The sequence below is a fragment of the Kitasatospora arboriphila genome (genome assembly GCF_039528095.1).
In the GTDB taxonomy this organism is placed as follows: domain Bacteria; phylum Actinomycetota; class Actinomycetes; order Streptomycetales; family Streptomycetaceae; genus Kitasatospora; species Kitasatospora arboriphila.
This window is the reverse complement of sequence record NZ_BAAALD010000029.1, coordinates 52,546-73,290: the sequence shown is the minus strand read 5'-3', so window position 1 is coordinate 73,290 and position 20,745 is coordinate 52,546. Positions and strand designations below refer to the sequence as shown.

At 71.7% G+C, this 20,745-nt stretch carries 16 protein-coding genes and 1 riboswitch; of the genes, 5 read left to right on the top strand and 11 right to left on the bottom strand.

Annotated features, from left to right (window positions below; translation table 11 throughout):
- Positions 1-6: 6 nt before the first annotated feature.
- Both ABD353_RS17070 and ABD353_RS17065 read right to left on the bottom strand, forming a co-directional pair.
- Complete coding sequence (locus ABD353_RS17070) at positions 7-2,391, bottom strand: ribonucleoside-diphosphate reductase subunit alpha (RefSeq protein ID WP_344624466.1); 2,385 nt, start codon at positions 2,389-2,391, stop codon at positions 7-9.
- 211 nt (positions 2,392-2,602) lie between these two features.
- Positions 2,603-2,734, bottom strand: a riboswitch (cobalamin riboswitch).
- Between the two features lie 596 nt (positions 2,735-3,330).
- Positions 3,331-3,825 (bottom strand): GNAT family N-acetyltransferase, encoded by a 495-nt coding sequence (locus tag ABD353_RS17065; protein WP_344624459.1) that lies wholly within the window; start codon positions 3,823-3,825, stop codon positions 3,331-3,333.
- Positions 3,826-4,203: 378 nt separating this feature from the next.
- On the opposite strand from ABD353_RS17065, the gene ABD353_RS17060 reads away from it, so the two are divergent.
- The gene (locus ABD353_RS17060) at positions 4,204-5,196 is read left to right on the top strand and encodes a helix-turn-helix domain-containing protein (protein ID WP_344624458.1); all 993 of its coding nucleotides are present in this window, start codon (positions 4,204-4,206) and stop codon (positions 5,194-5,196) included.
- A 249-nt stretch (positions 5,197-5,445) separates the two neighbouring features.
- Here ABD353_RS17060 and ABD353_RS17055 read toward each other — a convergent pair whose 3' ends face one another.
- Positions 5,446-6,006 (bottom strand): GlcG/HbpS family heme-binding protein, encoded by a 561-nt coding sequence (locus tag ABD353_RS17055; RefSeq protein WP_344624457.1) that lies wholly within the window; start codon positions 6,004-6,006, stop codon positions 5,446-5,448.
- 382 nt (positions 6,007-6,388) lie between these two features.
- On the opposite strand from ABD353_RS17055, the gene ABD353_RS17050 reads away from it, so the two are divergent.
- On the top strand, positions 6,389-7,729 hold the full coding sequence (locus ABD353_RS17050) for a sensor histidine kinase (RefSeq protein WP_344624456.1): 1,341 nt from the start codon (positions 6,389-6,391) through the stop codon (positions 7,727-7,729).
- Entirely contained in the window at positions 7,726-8,355 is a 630-nt protein-coding gene (locus tag ABD353_RS17045) for a response regulator (protein WP_344624455.1), read from the top strand. Before ABD353_RS17050 ends, ABD353_RS17045 begins: the two co-directional genes overlap by 4 nt.
- 44 nt (positions 8,356-8,399) lie before the next feature.
- Here the strand turns inward: ABD353_RS17045 and ABD353_RS17040 are convergent, their stop codons facing one another.
- The 8 genes from ABD353_RS17040 to ABD353_RS17005 form a co-directional block, all read right to left on the bottom strand.
- Positions 8,400-9,170: a histidine phosphatase family protein gene (locus ABD353_RS17040; protein WP_344624454.1), complete on the bottom strand. Its 771-nt coding sequence runs from the start codon at positions 9,168-9,170 to the stop codon at positions 8,400-8,402.
- Between the two features lie 285 nt (positions 9,171-9,455).
- Positions 9,456-11,081, bottom strand: a complete 1,626-nt coding sequence (gene mctP, locus ABD353_RS17035; protein ID WP_344624453.1) for a monocarboxylate uptake permease MctP — start codon at positions 11,079-11,081, stop codon at positions 9,456-9,458.
- Positions 11,081-11,365: a DUF3311 domain-containing protein gene (locus tag ABD353_RS17030; RefSeq protein ID WP_344624452.1), complete on the bottom strand. Its 285-nt coding sequence runs from the start codon at positions 11,363-11,365 to the stop codon at positions 11,081-11,083. Before ABD353_RS17030 ends, mctP begins: the two co-directional genes overlap by 1 nt.
- A 217-nt stretch (positions 11,366-11,582) precedes the next feature.
- Positions 11,583-12,383, bottom strand: coding sequence for a GntR family transcriptional regulator (locus ABD353_RS17025; RefSeq protein ID WP_344624451.1), 801 nt, complete (start codon positions 12,381-12,383; stop codon positions 11,583-11,585).
- Between the two features lie 305 nt (positions 12,384-12,688).
- Positions 12,689-14,266 (bottom strand): glycoside hydrolase family 3 protein, encoded by a 1,578-nt coding sequence (locus ABD353_RS17020; protein WP_344624450.1) that lies wholly within the window; start codon positions 14,264-14,266, stop codon positions 12,689-12,691.
- Between the two features lie 65 nt (positions 14,267-14,331).
- Positions 14,332-15,234: a carbohydrate ABC transporter permease gene (locus ABD353_RS17015; protein ID WP_344624449.1), complete on the bottom strand. Its 903-nt coding sequence runs from the start codon at positions 15,232-15,234 to the stop codon at positions 14,332-14,334.
- Positions 15,231-16,217: a carbohydrate ABC transporter permease gene (locus tag ABD353_RS17010; RefSeq protein WP_344624448.1), complete on the bottom strand. Its 987-nt coding sequence runs from the start codon at positions 16,215-16,217 to the stop codon at positions 15,231-15,233. The genes ABD353_RS17015 and ABD353_RS17010 overlap by 4 nt, the downstream gene beginning before the upstream one ends.
- A 92-nt stretch (positions 16,218-16,309) precedes the next feature.
- Positions 16,310-17,623: an extracellular solute-binding protein gene (locus tag ABD353_RS17005; RefSeq protein WP_344624447.1), complete on the bottom strand. Its 1,314-nt coding sequence runs from the start codon at positions 17,621-17,623 to the stop codon at positions 16,310-16,312.
- Between the two features lie 555 nt (positions 17,624-18,178).
- Here ABD353_RS17005 and ABD353_RS17000 point away from each other — a divergent pair.
- Together ABD353_RS17000 and ABD353_RS16995 are read left to right on the top strand one after the other, a co-directional pair.
- Positions 18,179-19,480 carry an extracellular solute-binding protein gene (locus tag ABD353_RS17000; protein ID WP_344624446.1) on the top strand — a complete coding sequence of 434 codons (1,302 nt, stop codon included), beginning with the start codon at positions 18,179-18,181 and terminating at the stop codon, positions 19,478-19,480.
- Positions 19,481-19,635: 155 nt separating this feature from the next.
- Positions 19,636-20,688: an SIS domain-containing protein gene (locus tag ABD353_RS16995; RefSeq protein WP_344624445.1), complete on the top strand. Its 1,053-nt coding sequence runs from the start codon at positions 19,636-19,638 to the stop codon at positions 20,686-20,688.
- The last annotated feature ends 57 nt before the right edge of the window (positions 20,689-20,745 follow it).

The window sequence follows — 20,745 nt, the reverse complement described above, 5'->3', positions numbered from 1 at the left end:
CGGTGCTCACTGGCAGGCCTCGCAGGACTCGGGGTTCTCCAGGGAGCAGGCGATGGCGTCCTGCTCGGCCTGGCTCATGGTCGGCGCGGGCACCGGCACGGCGGCGCGGGCGCCCGTGGCGGCCTGCGCGATCCGGGTGGCCGGGCGCGACCGCAGGTAGTACGTGGTCTTCAGGCCGACCTTCCAGGCGTACGCGTACATCGAGCTGAGCTTGCCGATGGTCGGCGCCGCCATGAAGAGGTTCAGCGACTGGCTCTGGTCGATGTACGGCATGCGGGCCGCGGCCAGGTCGATCAGCGCGCGCTGGGGCAGCTCCCAGGCCGTGCGGTACAGCGAACGGACCTCGGCGGGCAGCCAGTTGAGGTCCTGCACCGAGCCGTTGGTCTCGCGCAGCGCGTCCCGGGTCTGCTGGTCCCAGACGCCGAGCTCCTTGAGCTCGCGCACCAGGTACGGGTTGACCTGGAGGAACTCGCCGGAGAGCGTCTCGCGCTTGAACAGGTTGGACACCTGCGGCTCGATGCACTCGTACACGCCGGCGATGGAGGCGATGGTGGCGGTCGGCGCGATCGCCAGCAGCAGCGAGTTGCGCAGGCCGGTCTCGGCGATCCGGGCGCGCAGCGCGTCCCAGCGCTCCGTCCACTGCGGGGCGGCGGCACCGAAGTGGTCGATGTGCAGCTCGCCGCGGGCCGCGCGGGTCTCGCCGTACGCCTCGTGGCGGCCGAACTGCTCGGCGAGGTCCGCGGAGCGCTCGTAGGCGGTGAGCATGATGCGCTCGGAGATCAGGGTGGAGAGGGTCTTCGCCTCGGCGGAGTCGAAGTCGATCCGCAGCTGGAAGAAGACGTCCTGCAGGCCCATCACGCCGAGGCCGACCGGCCGCCAGCGGGAGTTGGAGGTGCCCGCCTCGGTGGTCGGGTAGAAGTTGATGTCGATGACCCGGTCGAGGAAGGTCACCGCGGTGCGGACGGTGGCGTCCAGGCGCTCCCAGTCCATCGCGTTCAGCAGGTCGGCGGCGGTGGCGCCGGCGGCCACGTGGGCGCCCAGGTTCACCGAGCCGAGGTTGCAGACGGCCGTCTCGGAGTCGTCGGTGACCTCCAGGATCTCCGTGCACAGGTTGGAGGAGTGCACGGTGCGGCCGGGCAGCGCGGTCTGGTTGGCGGCCCGGTTGGAGGCGTCCTTGAAGGTCATCCAGCCGTTGCCGGTCTGCGCCAGGGTGCGCATCATCCGGGCGTACAGGGTCTGCGCCGGGATGGTGCGGACGGCCTTGCCGGCCTGCTCGGCCTTGCGGTACGCCTCGTCGAAGTCGGCGCCCCACAGGTCGACCAGCTCGGGCACGTCGGCGGGGGAGAACAGCGACCAGTCCTCGTTGGCGTTCACCCGGCGCATGAACTCGTCCGGGATCCAGTGCGCCAGGTTGAGGTTGTGGGTGCGCCGGGCCTCCTCGCCGGTGTTGTCGCGGAGCTCCAGGAACTCCTCGATGTCGGCGTGCCAGGTCTCCAGGTAGACGCAGGCCGCGCCCTTGCGGCGGCCGCCCTGGTTGACCGCGGCGACCGAGGAGTCCAGGGTGCGCAGGAACGGCACGATGCCGTTCGACTGGCCGTTGGTGCCGCGGATCAGGCTGCCGCGGGAGCGGATCCGCGAGTAGGACAGGCCGATGCCGCCGGCGTGCTTGGACAGCCGGGCGATCTGCGCGTAGCGGTTGTAGATCGAGTCCAGGTTGTCCAGCGGCGAGTCCAGCAGGTAGCAGGACGACATCTGGGGGTGCTTGGTGCCGGAGTTGAACAGCGTCGGAGAGGACGTCAGGTACTCCAGACGGCTCATCAGCCGGTAGAGCTCGGCCACCTCGGCCACCGACTTCTCGGTGTCGCCGACCGCGAGACCGGCCGCCACGCGCAGCAGGAAGTACTGCGGGGTCTCGACCACCTTGCGGGTGATCGGGTGGCGCAGCAGGTAGCGGGACTGCACGGTGCGCAGGCCGAAGTACTCGAAGCGGTCGTCGCCCTGCAGGTCGACCAGCGCGTCGAAGGCGGCCGCGTGCTTGGCCACGAACGCGGCCGTGGTGTCGCCGATCAGGCCCTCGGCGTGGCCGACGGCGATCGAGGCGGCGAAGGTGACCGCGCCCTGGGAGACCGCCTCGTCGCGGATCTCCAGCGCCAACAGGCGGGCCGCGAGCTTCGAGTACTGCGGGTCCTCGGCGATCATCGACGCGGCGGCCTCCACGGCCAGCCCGCGGAGCTCGGCGAAGTCCGAACCGGCGTGGCGGCCGCGCAGCGCGGCGGCGGCGACGTGGCCGGGGTCCACCTGGGGGAGGTCGGTGCTGCGGTCGGTGAGCAGCCGGAGCAGCGCGGCACCGGGGTCGGGCCGGTCGTTGTCGGCGGATCCCTGGGAGGGCAGGGTGACTGAGGCAGCGACGGTCAAGGCGCACTCTCTCCTGTGGCGGCAGCGGACGCTTCGGACACCCCCGGGCCGGGGGCCGGGGGCGCGTCCGGGCATGCGCGTGGCAGGGGAGACCGGCACCGCCCGACCGTGTCGGGGGTGCGCGTCGCCACCCGGCCCACCCGCGAGGCCCGGACGTACAGCTGTGCTTCATGGCATCTGCGGGGAAGCCGGTGGCACACCGTCGGCAGGCCCTCGGACTGCGCGGGCCCGGGCGTTCACGGGCCTGCTCACCGTTGCGGGGCAGTCCCGGACTTGCACCGGGTTCCCCTGCGTCGACAGCGAGAGTGAGCATACATGTTGTGGTGTCTCCCTGATGTACCCCCATATCTTGTGCACGCAGCGTGTCGCGTCCGTGGCTGCGACGGCCTCGCCGAACGGGCCGTGCACACTTCGGGCACACCCGACCCACTCGTCGCCCCCGCGCTCCGCTCACGGAACGGCCACCGCCGCGGGAGTCTGCGGGCCCGATGGCCTACGATCTGCAGTCATGAGTGACGGTACGGGGGTGCCGCCCGGTTCTACGGGTCGGCCCGGAGCCCAGGGGATCGGCGAATCCCGCGGAGCGAGGACCGCCGGCTCTGCGGCTAGACCCTTTCCGCCGTGACCAAGTCCCTTTCCGCCGCGGTGGGGTGGCCGCTGTGCCGCCGGTCCTGGCTCCGGTGCGGTGTCGGGCTCACCTTGACCGCCTGCCTCTGCAACTCGCCGATGGCTCCGGGGCGGTTCGAGGGCGGCTCGGTCGGGTGATGCCGTCGGCATCGGCATCGGCTCGGCACCGTCGCCGGCGGGTGCTTCCGCCCGGCTCGTCGAGTTCACGTGCGGGTGCGGGTGCGGGTGCGGGTGCGGGTGTCGGTGTGGTCGGGCTCCGGTCGAACGAATCGTTCGGGGCGAGTCACGTCAGAACGTCAGGGCATAGACCATCAGGTCGATGCCGGGCATCGGGGCCCAGTCGCGCTCGGGGGCACGGCGGAAACCGAGCCGTTCGTACACCCGGTGGGCGTCCGTCATGTCCGGGCGGGTGGAGAAGGCCATACCGGTCAGGCCGAGTTCGCGACTGCGGTCCATCGCGGCCCTGACGAGGGCCGAGCCGACTCCGCGGCCGCGGGCGGCCCGGGCGACCGCCAGCATCCGGATCTCGCCCTCGTCCGGCTGCGAGATGTCGGCCCAGGCCGTACCGCCGACCGCGAAGGTCACGCAGCCGAGCACATGCTCGTCCCGGCCGTCGACGGCGACGAGGAGCTCGGCCTCCTCGCTGCGGCGGCGGGTGTCGCGGAGGAGCCCGGCGTACGGCCCTTCGGCGAGGCTGTAGCCGTCACCGACGTAGACCTCGACCGAGAGCTCGCCGGCCGGTTCGAGGTCCCGTTCGCGGGCACGGCGGATGACGACGTCCATCCGTCCAGTCTGCCTTCCGGGGACCCGTCCCGGACGGCCGGGGGACGGTGCAGCCGATCGGGGACGGACGGATCGGCGGGATAGCCGCCGGGGCGGTGCCAGTTGTCGCGGCCGTGCCGGCCGGTGCGGTCGAGCTCCCGGCCCACGACGGCCCCGATCAGGGCGAACGAGCCGACGAGGACGGACAGGACGACGGCGTTCTCGAACACGGTGGAAGTCATGCGACTACTCTCCCGGCCGGCCGGGAGCCCGACGAGTGGCAGGAATGCCCTCTTGCATCGAATTACTGCCAGCGCCATCCTGGAGCCATGCCGAAGCCCGGACGGAACCGAGTCGAGGATCACCGAGTGGAGGACCGCCGAGTGGAGGACCGCCGAGTTGAAGACCGATGAGTCGAAGACCGCCGAGTTGAAGAACGTGGTCGCCGTCGTGCTGGAGGAGGTCCATCCCTTCGAACTCGGTGTCGCCTGCGAGGTGTTCGGCCTCGACCGCAGCGAGGAGGGGCTGCCCGTCTACGAGTTCGCCCTCGCCTCCGACCGGCCCGGGCCCAAGCGCACCCACGCCGGCTTCAGCGTCGACGTCCCGTACGGGCCCGAACGCCTCGCCCGGGCCGACCTGATCGTCCTCACCGCCACCGGCCTGCGCGACGAGTACCCGCCCGCCCTCGTCGCAGCCCTCCGCGCGGCCGTCGAAGGCGGCGCCCGCGCCCTCTCCATCTGCAGCGGCAGCTTCCTGCTGGGCGCCGCCGGGCTCCTGGACGGACGACGCTCCACCACCCACTGGAAGCACGCCGCCGAGATGGCCCGGCGCTTCCCGCTCACCACCGTCGAACCCGACGTGCTCTACGTCGACGAGGACCCCGTCATCACCTCCGCCGGCACGGCCGCCGGGATCGACGCCTGCCTGCACCTCGTCCGCAAGGTGCAGGGCGCCGAGGTCGCCCGCGGCATCGCCCGGCGCATGGTCGTCGCACCGCACCGGGAAGGCGGCCAGGCCCAGTTCGTCAACCGCCCGCTGCCCGAGTCCGACGTCGACTCGCTTGCCCCCGTCCTGGACTGGATGCGCCACCACCTCGACGAGGAAGCCACCGTCGAGCGGCTCGCCGCCCTCGCCCACATGTCCCCGCGGACCTTCGCCCGCCGCTTCCAGCAGGAGACCGGCACCACCCCGCACCGCTGGCTCACCGGCCAGCGGCTGCTGCTCGCCCAGCGGCTCCTGGAGGGCACCGCCGAGCCGATCGACGCCGTGGCCGCCCGCTGCGGCTTCGGCAACGCCGCCACCCTCCGCCACCACTTCGCCCGCCGCCTCGGGACCACCCCGCACGCCTACCGCCGCGCCTTCGCCAGCCCCGAGATCGCGGCAGGGGTGTAGCGCGAAGGCGCGGGCAGAGGGGCGTGCTTGAGAGGTGCCGGTGGGTGCCCCGTGAGAGCGTGCGGGTGCCGGCGGCGCCTGCGGGTACTCGTAGGCGTGGTGGCAGGGCGAGTCCCTGGTGATGGGGGCGGCCGCCGTGTCTCCCGGGTAGGGACGGCGGCCGGCCGGTTGCCTGGTCATCCGGCCACTCGCGTGGGCGGGGCGGTCCGGGCCGCGGGTCGGGGCACCCGGCGCCGGCGGCTCGCGGCGTTACTTGCCGAGGGCGGCGACGCCCGCCTGGGCGAACTGCTCGTCGAGGTCGCCGCTCGGGGCGCCGGCGACGCCGATGGCCGCCACGGGGGCGCCCTTGGCCTGCACCGGGGCGCCGCCGCCCAGGAACAGGGTGCCCGGTATGTCCTTCAGGTTCGGCGTCTGGGCCAGCCGCTTCGCCAGCTCGGAGGTCGGGGCGTTCCAGGAGACCGCGGTGAAGGCCTTGCGCTCCGCCGACTCGGGCGACTGCGGACCGGCACCGTCGCCGCGCAGCGCGACGATCGTGTTGCCGTTGCGGTCCACCACGGCGACCGAGACCCTGTAGCCGCCCTTGCCGGCCGCGTCCATCGCGGCCAGTGCGGCCTTGGTCGCGGCGTCCACCGACAGGTGCGAGGAGGACACCACGTCCTTGCCACCGACCTCGGCGCGGGCCACCGCAGGGGCACCGGCGGTGCCGGGAGTCTCCGCGCTCGCCGCCACCGCACCGAAGGTGCCCGCACCCAGGGCGGCCACCGCCACGGCACCGCCCAGCACCCGTGCCCGCATCGACGTCTTCTTCATTCCGACTCCTCGGCGACTCACCGGTCCGGCCCCTGCGGCTCGGACACACTTCGATCCTCAGGGCCGCGCCCCCTCCACCGCGTCGGCGTTCCGGCTCGCCTCCGCAGGCATGATGGAGGACATCGGGGTCAACCGATCGGCCGATGTGCGGCATCGGCGGACCGGCCAGAATCCCAACCAGGACGAGGTCGGTTCGTGACCGGTCCTTGGGGCCGGCCCTCGGCCTCTCGCTGGGCGGTAGGTGTCCGACGGCCGGTGCCGAGCGACGGCCGCGCCGGTCGGAGCATCGGAACGCCGAGGGCCACCGCGTACCACTGCACATCGGGGCAGCACCCGCAGCCAGGCCCGCAGAACAGCCAGACCCGCAGAACAGGAGGACCACGTGCGACCGCCGCAGCGCAACGACGCCGACACCGACGAACGCCGCCTCGTGCTCGTCCTCGACGCGGCCTTCCTGCTGCTCCTCGCCGGGTCCCTCAGCCGCTTCCTCACCCACCACCCCGACAGTCCGGCAACCCCCTGGGTGATCGGCCTCTCCGCCGCACTCGCCGCCGCCCAGCTCACCGGATCCCGGCTGCTCGCCCCGCCCCGCGCGGACTCCGGTCCGTCCCGTGAGGACGGTGCCGGCGAGGACGGTACCGGCGAGCCGGCACCGTCAAATCGGGCCGCCATCCGGCCCAGCAGCGGCGCTGGCGGCCACGCCACGAGGGGCACCGCCGCCCACGCCACCCGCCGCAGCCGTACCGCAGCAGGCGTGCTCGCGCTGGTCGTCGCCCTCTGGGTGGTTCTGGTCCTGCTGGCGCCCAGCTTCGCCTGGTGTGCCGTCCCGCTGGTCTACACCGCGCTGCGCACCCTGCCCACCAAGGCCGCCCTGCCCCTGGTCGCGGTGCTCACCGCGTTGGTCACCGTCGGCCAGGCCCGGCTGCCCGGCCAGGCCGATGCCACCCTGCTGATCCTTCCGCCCACCGTCGCGGCCCTCGCCACCGCCGTCTTCCTCACCATGCGGAGACAGACCGCCCGGCAACGGGCACTCGTCGACGACCTCGTCCGCACCCGTCGCGACCTCGCCTCCACCGAGCGCCGCGAGGGCACCCTCGCCGAACGGGAACGCCTCGCCATGGAGATCCACGACACCCTCGCCCAGGGCCTCTCCAGCCAGCAGATGCTGCTCCAGGCCGCCGACCGCACCTGGGACGCCGACCCGGACACGGCACGCCGCCACGTCCGTACGGCCGCTGCCGTCACCGGCCGCAACCTCGCCGAGGCCCGCCGCTTCGTCCACGACCTCGCACCGGCCGAGCTCGCCGACGGCGGTGGGCTCGACCACGCCCTGCGGGCCCTCGCCGACCGTGAGAGCGCGGAGACCGGCCTGCCCGTCCGCTTCCACCTCGACGGCACGACCGTCCCGCTGCCGCCCGCAGCCCAGTCCGCGCTGCTGCGGATAGCGCAGGGCGGCCTCGCCAACGTCCGCGAGCACGCCGACGCCTCCGCCGCCGCGCTCACCCTCTCCTACCTGGGCGACCAGGCCGTCCTCGACATAGCGGACAACGGCCGCGGCCTGCCACCGGACACCTCCGGTACGACGGCCTCCCGCGGCCACGGCCTGCCGGCCATGCGGGCCAGACTCCGCCAGCTCGGCGGCACCCTCACCGTCGAGAGCACCCCGGGCGAGGGCACCGTGCTCTCCGCCGCCGTTCCCCTGCACATCGGGAGGCCGGGATGAACCCGCTGGTTCGGCTCCTCGTCTGCGACGACCACGCGGTCGTCCGGGCGGGCCTGCTCGCGCTGCTCGCCAGCGCAGGCGACATCGAGGTGGTCGGCGAGGCCGGCAGCGGGGAGGAGGCCGTCACCCTCGCCTCCAGGCTCCGGCCGCAGGTGGTCCTCATGGACCTCCAACTGGGCAGCGGCATCGACGGCGTCGAAGCGACCCGGCGGATCACCGCGGAGCCCGACGGGCCGTACGTCCTCGTCCTCACCACCTTCGACACCGACGCCGACATCACCCGCGCCATCGACGCCGGGGCCACCGGCTACCTGCTGAAGGCCGAGCGCCCGGAGGAGCTGTTCGCGGCCGTGCACGCGGCGGCCGCCGGCCGCACCGTGCTCTCACCGCCGGTGGCGAGCCGGGTGATGGCGCAGATGCGGGCCCCGGCCCCCCGGCTCACCGAACGCGAACAGGAGATCCTCGCCCGTCTCTCCGAGGGGCTGGGCAACCGGGAGATCGCCCGCGCCCTGTTCATCAGTGAGGCGACCGTCAAGACCCACCTCGGCCGCATCTACGACAAGCTCGGCGTCGAGACCCGTGCGGGTGCCGTCGCCACCGCCAAGGAGCGCCGCCTGCTGAGATGACGACCGGCGGCGGTGGCCCCGGGCAGGTCCGGAACCTGTCCGACCTATCCGACCTGCCCGACCTGCCCGCCCGGCAGGTGGTCGGTGGTGTTCCAGAAGTCGGGACGGAGCCGGCCGTCCGCGGCGCGCCACAGGCTGGTCGAGCAGTTGCGGACGGGCTCAAGGTCGAGCAGCTGCGCCTCGGTGAGGCGGTCCAGGATGTGCCGGAGCATCAGCACCGTGCAGTCGTGAGCGACCACCAGCACCGGCCGTCCCGCCTCCTCCTCGCAGAGGTCCCGCAGCACCCCCCGCACCCGCAGTGCCACGTCCAGCCACGATTCGCCGCCCGGCGGCCGGTAGTACAGCTCACCCATCCGCCGCCGCCGCGCCGCCTCCGCGGGGTGCTCCTTCTCGATGGCGGCCCGGGTGAGCATCTCCAGGACGCCGAGCTCTCTGTCCCTCAGCCGTTCGTCGTAGCGCACCGGCACGCCCACCGGCACGGCGCCCAGCCCGGAGGCCTGCGCCAGGGCGATCCGCGCGGTCTCCGTGGTGCGGACGTACGGCGAGCACCACACCGCCCGCGGGCGGTCGGCGGCGGGCAGTCCGGCCCACCAGCGGCCCAGTGCCTGTGCCTGGGCCTGGCCGTGCAGGGAGAGCGGGATGTCGGCGTCGCGGCTGTTGATCGGGACGGTCAGCGCACCGGCCTCCTCGGCCAGCCGGAACTCCACGTTGGCGACGGACTCGCCGTGCCGGGTGGCGATCAGGACGGAGGGCAGCGGGCGGCTGTCCTCGCGTTCGGTGCGGTGCCCGTTCAGGATGGTGCCGGCCTCTGCCATCGCCCGTCTCCCCGTCTCGGTCGTGTCGCGCTGCGCGCAGCGCCGGCGGCGCCCCTGGGTGGTGGGGGGAGGGCACGCCCGTGGGGAGTCGCGCCCGGACACGATGATCGCGCCGCCACCACCAGTGTTGACGGTGGTGGCGGCGCGAGCACAGGGCGCACGATGCGCAGCACTGTGCGCCTCGCGCCCCCTGCGCGCTGGCCGACCGACCCGGCTCCGCCGGGTCCCCGCTCGCCCACGCTCGGCCTTGCCGGGCCTATGAGCCCTGCCCGGGCCCCGCCGGCCTCAGTGCGCGGCTGCGGGCTGCGGCGCCTTCTCCACGGCCTCGTCGCCGGCGTCGGCCGTGTAGTCGACGGCGCGGGTCTCGTCCTCGCCCTCGGGAGCCTTCGCGGCCTTGAACACGAACGTGAGCACCACCGCGACCAGCAGGTTCAGCACGAAGGCGGTGAGGCCGATGTAGCCGATCTCGCCGATGACCGGGATCTCCGCGGAGTTCCCGCCGAAGTGCTTGGTCGCCTTGGAGGAGATCCCGTACGCCGTCCAGGTGCCGTAGGCCATGCCGGCGGCCCAGCCGGCCAGCAGCGCCCAGCGGTGGAACCACCGGGTGAACAGGCCGCCGACGATGGTGACGAAGGTCTGCAGGATCCACAGGCCGCCGAGCAGCTGCAGGTTGATCGCGAACTGCTTGTCCATCGCCAGGACGAAGACCAGCGCGCCGACCTTCACCAGCAGCGAGGCGATCTTGGCGACCCGGGTCTCGTCCGCCGGGGTGGCCTCCGGCTTCAGGAACTCCTTGTAGATGTTGCGGGTGAACAGGTTGGCCGCGGCGATCGACATGATGGCCGCGGGCACCAGGGCGCCGATGCCGATCGCGGCGAAGGCCACGCCGGTGAACCAGTCCGGGAACATGTTCTCGAACAGCTGCGGCACCGAGAGCTGGGCGTTGAAGCCCTGCACGCCCTTGCCCACGCCGGCCGCGATCGCCATGAAGCCGAGCAGCGCCAGCAGGCCGAGCATCAGCGAGTACGCGGGCATGATCGCCATGTTGCGGCGCACGGTGTTCCGCGACTTGGAGGCCAGCACGCCGGTCACCGAGTGCGGGTACATGAACAGGGCCAGCGCCGAGCCCAAGGCCAGCGTGGCGTACGTCCAGTGCGAGCTCGGGCCGAGCACCAGCGAGCCGGAGGGCTTGCCGGTGGCCGGGTTGACGGTCGAGAACTTCTGGGCGGCCGCGTCGAAGATGTGGCCGTAGCCGCCGAGCCGCATCGGGATGTAGATCACCGCGACGATGATCACGATGTAGACCAGGGTGTCCTTGACGAAGGCGATCAGCGCCGGGGCCCGCAGGCCGGAGGAGTAGGTGTAGGCCGCGAGCACCGCGAAGGCGAGGAACAGCGGCAGGTCCTTCATGAACCAGTTGCCGGAGCCGCCGACGCCGAGCACGTCCAGCACCGCCTGGATGCCGACCAGCTGCAGCGCGATGTACGGCATGGTCGCGAGGATGCCGGTGAGCGCCACCACCAGGGACAGCGCCTTGGAGCCGTACCGGCCGCGCACGAAGTCGGCCGGGGTGACGTACCCGTGCACCCGGGAGACCGACCACAGCCGCGGCAGGAACAGGAACACCAGCGGGTAGGCGATGATCGTGTACGGCACGGCGAAGAAGCCCGCCGCGCCGGTGCCGTAGATCGCCGCCGGGACGGCCACGAAGGTGTACGCGGTGTAGAGGTCGCCGCCCAGCAGGAACCAGGTGACCCAGGTGCCGAAGCTGCGGCCGCCGAGGCCCCACTCGTGCAGGTGCAGGGCGTCGTCGGCGCGCCGCCACCGGGCGGCCAGGAAGCCCATCACGGTGACCAGCGCGAAGAACAGCAGGAAGACCGTCAGCGCGGTCACGTTGATGCCGGTGTGCATCACGCGTCACCGCCCCGGGCGGCCTTGCGGGCCTTCTCGTCGTGCTTGATCAGCAGGTAGGCGCCGACCGTGAAGAGCGCCGAGACCGGCACCCACAGCAGTTGGTACCAGTAGAAGAACGGCATCCCGCCGACCTCGGGGTCGGCCTTGGTGTACGAGGACACCCAGAGGGTCGCCACGACCGGTACGGCCAGGCAGATCGCGGCCAGTACGCGGGCCGGTGTGACGGCGGGGAGGGGACCGGCGGCCCCGTCCGCGGTGGGCGGTTGCACTTCTGACGACATGTTGCGGCTCCGGCTGAAGAGGGCTCACCTCGTCGGCGCCGCAAACGCGCGGAGCTGCCTCCGCCCGCCCGCCGAGCAGCACCTTTGGTGATCGGCAGTCAGTACGGGAGCGAAATGTAGGGCACGGACGTGACCTGTGTCACCGGTTCGCGCAGAAACGTCCTGATCCGGTCGGCGGAGGCCGACCGGATCAGGGGGCGGTGCGTGCGGAGGCGGCTCAGGCCGGCGGCTGCTCCGGCCGCTGCAGGCGGGTGATGAACTTGTACCGGTCGCCGCGGTAGATCGAGCGCACCCACTCCACCGGGGCGCCCTCCGCGTCGAAGGAGTGCCGGGAGAGCTGGAGCATCGGCAGACCCAGGTCGGAGCCGAGCAGGCCCGCCTCGCGCGGGTTGGCGAGCGTGGTCTCGATGGTCTCCTCGGCCTCCGCCACCGTCACCCCGTACACCTCGCGCAGCGCGGTGTAGAGCGAGTTGTGCTTGACCAGGTTGCGGCGCAGCGCCGGGAAGCGCTTGGCCGACAGGTGCGCGACCTCGATCGCCATCGGGTCGCCGTTGGCCAGCCGCAGGCGCTCGATCCGCAGCACCCGGCTGCCGGGCTTGATGTCCAGCAGCGGGGCGAGCCGCTCGTCGGCGCTGATGTAGCCGACCTCGATCAGCCGGGAGGTCGGCTCCAGGCCCTGGGCGCGCATGTCCTCGGTGTAGGAGGTGAGCTGCAGCGCCTGGGCGACTTTGGGCTTGGCGACGAAGGTGCCCTTGCCCTGGATGCGCTCCAGCCGGCCCTCGACGACCAGCTCCTGCAGCGCCTGCCGGACGGTGGTGCGCGAGGTGTCGAACTGGGCCGCCAGCGCCCGCTCCGGCGGCACCGGGGTGCCGGCCGGCTGGGTCTCGGTCAGCTGCAGCAGGTGGCGCTTGAGCCCGTAGTACTTGGGCACCCGCGCGGCCGTACCGGTGGCCGCCGTGGACTGCGCCGGCACCGTGGTGCCCTCCGGGAGGGCCGCCGTGCCTCTCTCGCCGCTCATGGCCGCTCTCACTCCTCGCCCTGCAGCCGTCACCGGCTCCTCCGTCGTTGTATCAGCACATGGTCGCACGCGGGGGCCGCCGAGTGTGAGCTCCTGCGGTCCCGGGTTCGGCCGGACGGTCCCGGCCTGCCGGAGCCGGATGCGACTCCGGTCCGTCCCCCCTGCCCCGCACCCCGGGCCCCGTGCACCCTCCGGTCGGACGCCGCACCGGTGGGGCTCCCCACCCCGGTCGAGCACCCCACCCCGGTGAAGGGCCCCGCCCACAGGGAGGACCCCGCCTTGGTCAGGCGGAGGCTTCGCCCCGGTCAGGCGGAGGCCGCGCCCAGCACCAGCCCGGCCAGCGCCTCGGCCGCGGCCACGCCGCAGACCCGGGCGCCGCCGTGGGTGGCGAGCACGGTGGTGCCGCGGCTGCCGAAGGTGTCGGCCAGGGCGTGCGCCGTGCCGATCTCCACCACCACCGCGTCGGGGCGGGCGGCGGTCATGGCGAGCGCGGCCCGCAGCATCCACGGGTGCCGGTGCACGTCGCGGACGACGATCACCAGCGGTCGGTTGACCGCGGCGCCGAGCAGCGGCCGGACGTCGACGTCCGAGCCCTCGGCGGCGACCGCCACGTGCAGCAGGCCGGAGCCCTCGATCCGGGTGGCGGGGGCACCGACCCGGGTGTGGGTGGTGCCGGGGACGAGCTCGGTGAGCGGCCCGGAGACGCCCCACGGGGTCTGGTCGCCGACCGCGATGTTGGCACCGGGGGAGAACTCCACCACGTGCGGCACACCCTCCAGCGGGCGCAGGTCGCCGTGGATGCGCAGCGCCCGGCGGGCGGCGGCCAGTCCGATGCCGACCTCGCCGTGCGAGCCGGCCTCGTGCAGCCGCTCGGCGGCGGACCAGCGGGCGACGGCCCGGTTCCGCTCGGCGGCCTCGTGTAGCCGCTCGGCGGAGAGCCGGCCCTCGCGGACGGCCCAGACCAGGGCGTCGCGGAGGTAGAGGAAGGCCTCCTCGTCCTGCAGGCCGCCGCCGACGCAGATGGTGTCGGCCCCGGCCGCGACGGCCCGGACGGAGCCGGCGGCGACGCCGTGGGTGCCGGAGATGGCGCCCATCTCGATGCCGTCGGTGACGATCAGCCCGGTGTAGCCGAGTTCGCCGCGGAGCAGGCCGGTGAGGATCTCCCGGGACATGGTGGCGGGCAGGTCCGCGTCGTAGGCAGGGAAGAGGATGTGCGCCGTCATGATCGACTTCACGCCGGCCGCGATGGCGGCGCGGAACGGCTTGAGGTGCTCCTGCACCTGCTCCGAGTTGAGGTCGATCCGCGGCAGTCCGAGGTGGGAGTCGCCGGAGGTGTCGCCGTGGCCGGGGAAGTGCTTGGCGCAGGCCGCCACCCCGGCGGACTGCAGGCCGCGGACCCAGGCGGCGGTGTGCCGGGCGGCGAGGTCGCCGTCGGAGCCGAAGGAGCGGACGCCGATCACCGGGTTGTCGGGGTTGGAGTTGACGTCCGCGTCGGGCGCGTAGTCGAGGTTGATGCCGACCGACGAGAGGTCGAGGCCGATGGAGCGGGCGACCCGCTCGGTGAGGTCGGTGTCGTCGACCTCGCCGAGCGCCAGGTTGCCGGGGTAGGAGGAGCCGCTGGAGACCTCCAGCCGGGTGACGTCGCCGCCCTCCTCGTCCGTGGCGATCAGCAGCTCCGGGTTGAGCGCGTACATCTCGGCGGTCAACGCGGCGACCTGCTGCGGGGTACGGATGTTGCGGCCGAACAGCGCGACGCCGCCCAGCTCGCCCGAGCCCAGTCTGCGGCGCAGCCACTCGGGGGCGGTGAGCCCGGCGAAGCCCGGCTGGAGCACCGCGCCGGCGTCCGTGAGCAGTTCGACGCTTTCCGTACCGGGAATCGCCATGGTTCCTTCCCTGGGTTGGGTGCGGGAGGTGGGGTGGTGCGGGGGGCGGGCCGCGCCTGTGACTGTCAGCCCTTGACCGCACCGGCGGTCAGGCCCGCCGACACCTTCTTCTGGAAGATCACGAAGAGCACGATCACGGGCAGCGAGACCATCAGGGCGCCGGCCATCTGCGAGCCGTAGTCGGCGCCGCGGGTGGGGGTGGTGGCGTAGAAGGTCAGCCAGATCATCGAGGTCTTCTGGCCGCCGGTGGAGAGCAGCACGTTGGCGACGATGAACTCGTTCCACGCCTGGATCCAGCTGTACACACCGGTGGTGATCAGGCCGGGCAGGGTGAGCGGCAGGATGACGCGGAAGAACGCGCCCCACTGGGTGCAGCCGTCGACCATGGCGGCCTCGTCGAGCTCGGCCGGGATGTTGACGATGAACGAGCGCAGCGTCCACACCACGTAGGGCACGGTGAAGACCAGGTAGGCCAGCATGACGCCGAAGAGCGAGCCGGTCATGCCGGCCTTGTTCATCACCACGAACAGCGGGACGATGATCGCCAGCAGCGGCACCATCTGGACGACCAGCATGGTGACGATGAAGAAGTTGCGGCCGCGGAAGCCGAACCTGGCGACGGCGACGGCGGCCAGGAAGCCGACGACGAGGCCGAGCACCACCGCGCCGAGCGTGATGACGACGGTGTTCTGGAGGCCCGGCAGGAACTCCTTGTCCTCGAAGATCGTCTTGTAGCTGTCGAAGGAGAACGCCTGCGGCCAGAAGGTCGGGTCCTTGGCGATCAGGTCCTTGTTGGACTTGAAGGTGGTGATGATCATCCAGTAGATCGGGAAGCCCATCACCACCGCGAAGCCGAGGCCGAGGGTGTTCCAGACCCAGGTCATCACCGGGCTCTGGCCGGTCGCGCGGACCTTGGCCCGGACCTTCGGCGCGGCGGCCGCGGCGGCCGTGGTGTCGACGGTGGTCATCGGTCCTGGGCTCCGATCTTGAGCATCTGGCGGATGTAGAAGACGAGCACCGCCAGCATGAGGAGGATCATGGCGATCGAGATCACCGAGGAGTCGCTGTACTTCGAGGCGACGATGCCCTTCTGGAAGAGGTAGGTGCCGATCGTCCAGTAGCCGGGCTCGGGCGAGGTGTTGCGCAGCGAGAAGATCTGCGCGAAGACCTGGAAGTCCCAGATGAAGCTCAGCGCGGTGCTGATCATCAGGAACGGCTTGATGACCGGGATCACCACGTGCCGGAAGGCCTGCAGGCCGGTGGCGCCGTCCAGCTTGGCGGCCTCCATCAGCTCCTTGGGCACCTGGGTCAGCGCGGCGTTGAGGCCGAGCACCAGGAAGGGCAGCGCACCCCAGACGATGACCGCCGCGCCGACCACGTAGAGGCCGACGGTGGGGTCGGCGAACCAGTCGTAGTGCTTGGTCTTCTCGTCGCCGGTGAACAGGTAGCCGATGTAGTCGACCACGCCGCCGTTGGAGGCGAAGAGCCAGCGGAAGATGGTGCCGGTGACGAGCGCGGGGATGGCCCAGACGAACATCATCACGGTGATACAGACGACCTTGACCCAGCCGGAGACCCGGTTGAGCAGCAGGGCGAACAGCATGCCCAGCACCATGGAGAGGACGACCAGCTCCAGGGTGAACCAGACCGAGCGGAGCACGACCTCCCAGAACTGGTCGTCGCCGAGGACCTTGCCGTAGCCCTCGAACCCGATGTACTTCGACAGCGCCGGGTTGACCAGGTACGAGTACCGGTTGATGTTCTGGAACGACAGGTCGAACAGCTGGTACAGCGGATACGCCAGAACGCCCACCAGGGCCGCGACGGCCGGCAGGATCATGGCGTACGGGATGTAGTGGCCGCCCGCCAGGAAGCCGCGGCTGCGCGGCGGCGGGGCGGCGGCCGCGGTCTCCTCGACCGCCACCGGCGTTTCGTTCGTTGTCACGCTCATCTGGGTCCTTCCCGGCCCGCGGAACTGCTCGGTACCTGCGCGGGTGGGCAGTCCGCGCTCGCGCACGGACTGCCCACCCCCTGCACGCTTCGTCAGCCGTTCAGGTCCTTGAGGACGGTCTCCTCGACCTTCTTGAGCTCCGCGGCCGGGTCGCCGCCGGCGGCGATCGCACCGAAGGCGTTCTTCAGCGCGGTCTCGTCGGCACCGGACCACATCGGGGAGTTCGGGATGAACCAGGTCTGGCCCTCGGCGGCGTCACCGGTCGCCTTGTTGGCCGGCGCGGCGGCCTTGTAGGCGGCGACCAGGTTCTTGGCGTTCGGGATCGCGAACTTCGCGAGCTCGGTCTGCTGCTTGGTGTTGGTGAAGATCTGCAGGAAGGTCGCGCCCAGGCCCGGGTTGGCGGACTTGGCCGGGACGGCCAGGTCGGAGCCGCCGAGGAAGGCGGGGGTGGGCTGGCCGGCCGCGTTGCCCGGCAGGGCGATGCTGGCGAGCTTGTCCTTCAGGGTCGGGTCGCCGACCTTCGGGTCGGCGACGGAGCCGAGCTCCCAGCCGTTGCCGACGATGGCGGCGATGTTGCCCTTGGCCATCAGGGCGTCCTGGGTGGCCTCGTCGGTGGTGGCGCCGCCGACCGAGAACTGCTTCTGCAGGTCGTTCCAGACCTTGACGCCCTCGATGAACTTGGGGTCGGTCAGGGTGCCGGTCCACTTGTCGCCGTCGCTCTTGGCGACGATGTTCTTCACGCCGAAGGTGCCGGCGCCGAAGGAGGCGGCGGTGTACCAGTTCTGGCCCGGCAGGTACAGGGCGGAGAAGTTCGGCACGGAGGCGTTGGCGGCCTTCACCTTGGTGAGGGCGTCCTTCAGCTCGGCCAGGGTGGTCGGCGGGTTGGTGACGCCGGCCGCGGCGAACAGGTCCTTGCGGTAGATCAGGACGCGGGCGCCGGCGTAGTACGGGACGGCGTAGGTCTTGGAGCCGTCCGGGGTCTGGCCGGAGGCGGCCAGCGAGTCCAGGTACTTGTCCGAGTTCTCGAACTGGGCCTTCACGCCGGTCAGGTCGACGAAGGAGCCGGCCTCGATGTACTTGGCGGTCTGGGTGTTGCCGAGCTCGACGACCTCGGGGGCGTTGCCGGAGAGCAGGGCGGTGTCGAGCTTGGTGGTGTAGTTGGTCCAGGTCTGCCACTGGATGTCGACGTCGGCGCCGGTCTCCTCCTTGAACTGCTTCTTGGCAGCCTCGACGACCGACGGCCAGCCCTTCTGGGCGTCGTCCATCAGCCAGACCGTGATCTTCTTGCCCTTGCCGTCCTTGCTGAGGGTGGCCTGCTTGGCGTCGCCGGAGGAGCCGGACGAGGAGCAGGCGGACGCGACGAGAACGGTGGCAATGGCGGCCACGGCGGCGAGCTTGCGGTTCAAACCATCCTCCAGAGGGATGAGCAAGGTGTGGCACCGGGCTGTGGGGGCGTGGCCCTGAAGCGTCGTGCCGGGGGGAATGTCACCGGTGATTGCGAAGGGGGAACAGCAGGGTGGAGCGGCAACCGGCCTGGTGGAGTAGACCATTGGTGTAGACCAACTGCCCTGGAGATTGGCACGTACCAAAGAAGGCCGTCAAGGGTTCGCGAGTGCTCGGGGCACACCGTTATCAACGCTTGACACGGTCGTGCGCATCTGGTGGTCGGCGGGGCTTGGACTGGACCATCCCGGCCGGGAAATCGGGCGAATGCCCCATGAACAGCCATAGATGGCGAACGATCCGTCCTCGGGCCTAACCCTCCCTCAAGTGGACCTTAAGGCAGCCCTAGCGGAGCGTGCGGTGAGTGTGTGCTCACCCTGCGTATCCGCATGACAACGGCTCTGCAACGACTGGTGCTTACGCCCCCGTGCGCCGTTGACGCGACCAGTGGTCTGGTCCAGTCTCGGCGAACTGGTCTGTACCAATGCGCAGACCTTCCCCGACCCTCCGGAGGAAGCGTGAAGCGGCAGTTGACGGCGGCGATCGGCATGGCGGCCCTGCTGGCCACCGCGGTGGGATGCGGCAGCAGCGGCTCCCCGGGCGGGGACGGGGCGGCCTCGGCCGCCGCGGAGACGGGGACCATGACCGTCTGGCTGATGGGCGAGGCCCAGACCAGCTGGCCCGAGCTGGTCCAGCAGGTGAACGACGAGTTCGCCGCCAAGTACCCGAAGGTCGAGCTCCGGCTCCGGTACCAGACCTGGAAGGACAAGATCGCCAACCTGGACGAGGCCCTGAAGGGCGAGCGGGTGCCCGACGTCGTCGAGCTCGGCAACACCGAGACGATGAAGTACATCCTCAACGGCTCGCTCGCGCCGGTGGACCGCACGGCCTTCGACAACAACCAGACCTGGATCCGCGGCCTGGTCAACACCTGCACCTACCAGGACAAGCTCTTCTGCGTGCCGTACTACGCCGGTGCCCGGGTCGCCATCTACAACTCGGCGATGTTCCAGGAGGCCACCGGCAGCTCCTCCGTCCCGGCCACCGAGGACGAGCTGATGGCCGCCCTCGACAAGATCCAGGCGAAGAACCGCAGCGGGAAGGCCTTCTCGCCGCTCTACCTGCCGGGCCCCTACTGGTACGCCGCGATGTCCTACGTCGCCGCGTACGGCGGCGCCATCGCCCGCTTCGACAACGGCGGCCGCTGGCACGGCACCCTCAGCGACGAGAAGTCGCAGCAGGGCATCCAGCACTTCGTCGACCTGGTCAAGCGGTACAACCACGGCGACCTGACGGTGAACGAGCTCGACCAGGCGGCGGTGCTCGGCAAGCACCGCACCGCGATGCTCTACGGCAACGGCTGGGAGGCCGCCGCCGCACTGGAGCCGCTCTCCGGCGACCCCAAGCTCAAGGACGTCGTGAAGGTCGCCGGCATGCCCGGCCCGAACGGCAAGCCGCTGCCCTCCTTCATCGGCGGCTCGGACCTCGCGGTCACCGCCAAGTCGCAGGTCCAGGACCTCGCCAAGGACTGGATCCGGATGTTCACCAGCGCCAAGTCGCAGCAGGTGCTGGCGGACAAGGACACCCTGCCGAACAACCTCACCCAGCTCGCCCCGCTGAAGAACAAGCCGGCCACCGCGGCCGCCGCCAACGCCGTCCCGGACGCCTGGTTCACCCCGGTCGCCCCGGGCTGGGCGGCGATCGAGAAGCAGAACGTCCTCGTCGACATGCTGAACGACATCTTCGCCGGCACCTCGGTGGAGACCGCGGCCAAGGCCGCCGACGCCAAGATCGACGCGCTGATCAACAACCCGTCCTGAGCCGCCCGGCCGGGCTCCGGAGTTCGTTCCGGGGCCCGGACATCGTAGGATCGAGCGGCAACACCTTTGCAGCGAGTGTGCGGACTCGCCGCCGTGAGGGACCCGCCGGGCCAGCAGCCCGCAGCGGGCCGAACCATCTCAACGGAGGCACACCGATGTCCGACCCGCAGACCGTCCCCGGCAGGATCATGGCGGCGGAGATGGCCGAGCAGCCGGCCGTCCTGCAGCGCATCCTCGACGAGGGCGCCCCCAAGATCCGCGAGATCGCCGCCGAGATCGCCGGCCGCAACCCGCGCTTCGTGCTGCTGACCGCCCGCGGCACCTCCGACAACGCGGCCCTGTACGCGAAGTACCTGATCGAGGTCCTGCTCGGCAAGCCCGCCGGCCTCACCTCGATGTCCACCACCACCGCGTACGGCGCCAAGCCCGACCTCCGGGACTGCCTGGTCGTCACGGTCAGCCAGTCCGGCGGCTCGCCCGACCTGGTGGCCTCCACCAAGGCCGCCCGCGAGGCCGGCGCCATCACCCTCGCGGTGACCAACAACGCCGGCTCCCCGCTGGCCGAGGTCTCCGAGTTCCACATCGACGTGCTGGCCGGCCCGGAGAAGGCGCTGCCGGCGACCAAGACGTACACCGCCGAACTCCTGGCGCTGTACCTCTTCGTCGAGGGCCTGCGCGGCGGCGACGGCTCGGCCGCCAAGGCCCTGCCCGGCCTCGCCGCCGGCGTCCTGGAGCGCCAGGCCGAGGTCAAGTCCCTCGCCGAGCGCTACCGCTTCGCCCAGCGCCTGGTCATCACCTCGCGCGGCTACGGCTACCCGACCGCCCGCGAGGCGGCGCTGAAGCTGATGGAGACCACCTACATCCCGGCGTCGCCGTTCTCCGGCGCCGACCTGCTGCACGGCCCGCTCGCCATGGTGGACAACGTCTCCCCGGTGATCGCCATCGTGCCGGACGGCAAGGGCGGCGAGGCCCTGCAGCCGGTCCTCGACCGGCTCCGCGGCCGTGGTGCCGACCTCGTCGTGATCGGTCAGGAGGCCCAGGTCGAGGCGGCCTCGGCGGGCTTCGCGCTGCCGGCCGGCGTGCCGGAGGAGGTGCAGCCGATCCTGGAGATCCTGCCGCTGCAGCTGCTCGCCTACGAGGTGACGATCGCCCGCGGCCAGGACCCGGACGCGCCGCGCGCCCTCGCCAAGGTCACCGAGACCCACTGACGCCCGGCGCATCGGGCACACGGAAGGGGCGCGCGGGGTGGGAAACCCCGCGCGCCC

Coding starts and splice junctions, on each gene's coding strand:
- ABD353_RS17065 (WP_344624459.1), bottom strand. CDS start 3,825: ATGGACGTCGTCATCCGCCGTGCCCGCGAACGGGACCTCGAACCGGCC.
- ABD353_RS17055 (WP_344624457.1), bottom strand. CDS start 6,006: ATGAAGAAGACGTCGATGCGGGCACGGGTGCTGGGCGGTGCCGTGGCG.
- ABD353_RS17045 (WP_344624455.1), top strand. CDS start 7,726: ATGAACCCGCTGGTTCGGCTCCTCGTCTGCGACGACCACGCGGTCGTC.
- ABD353_RS17040 (WP_344624454.1), bottom strand. CDS start 9,170: ATGGCAGAGGCCGGCACCATCCTGAACGGGCACCGCACCGAACGCGAG.
- mctP (WP_344624453.1), bottom strand. CDS start 11,081: ATGCACACCGGCATCAACGTGACCGCGCTGACGGTCTTCCTGCTGTTC.
- ABD353_RS17030 (WP_344624452.1), bottom strand. CDS start 11,365: ATGTCGTCAGAAGTGCAACCGCCCACCGCGGACGGGGCCGCCGGTCCC.
- ABD353_RS17025 (WP_344624451.1), bottom strand. CDS start 12,383: ATGAGCGGCGAGAGAGGCACGGCGGCCCTCCCGGAGGGCACCACGGTG.
- ABD353_RS17020 (WP_344624450.1), bottom strand. CDS start 14,266: ATGGCGATTCCCGGTACGGAAAGCGTCGAACTGCTCACGGACGCCGGC.
- ABD353_RS17015 (WP_344624449.1), bottom strand. CDS start 15,234: ATGACCACCGTCGACACCACGGCCGCCGCGGCCGCCGCGCCGAAGGTC.
- ABD353_RS17010 (WP_344624448.1), bottom strand. CDS start 16,217: ATGAGCGTGACAACGAACGAAACGCCGGTGGCGGTCGAGGAGACCGCG.
- ABD353_RS16995 (WP_344624445.1), top strand. CDS start 19,636: ATGTCCGACCCGCAGACCGTCCCCGGCAGGATCATGGCGGCGGAGATG.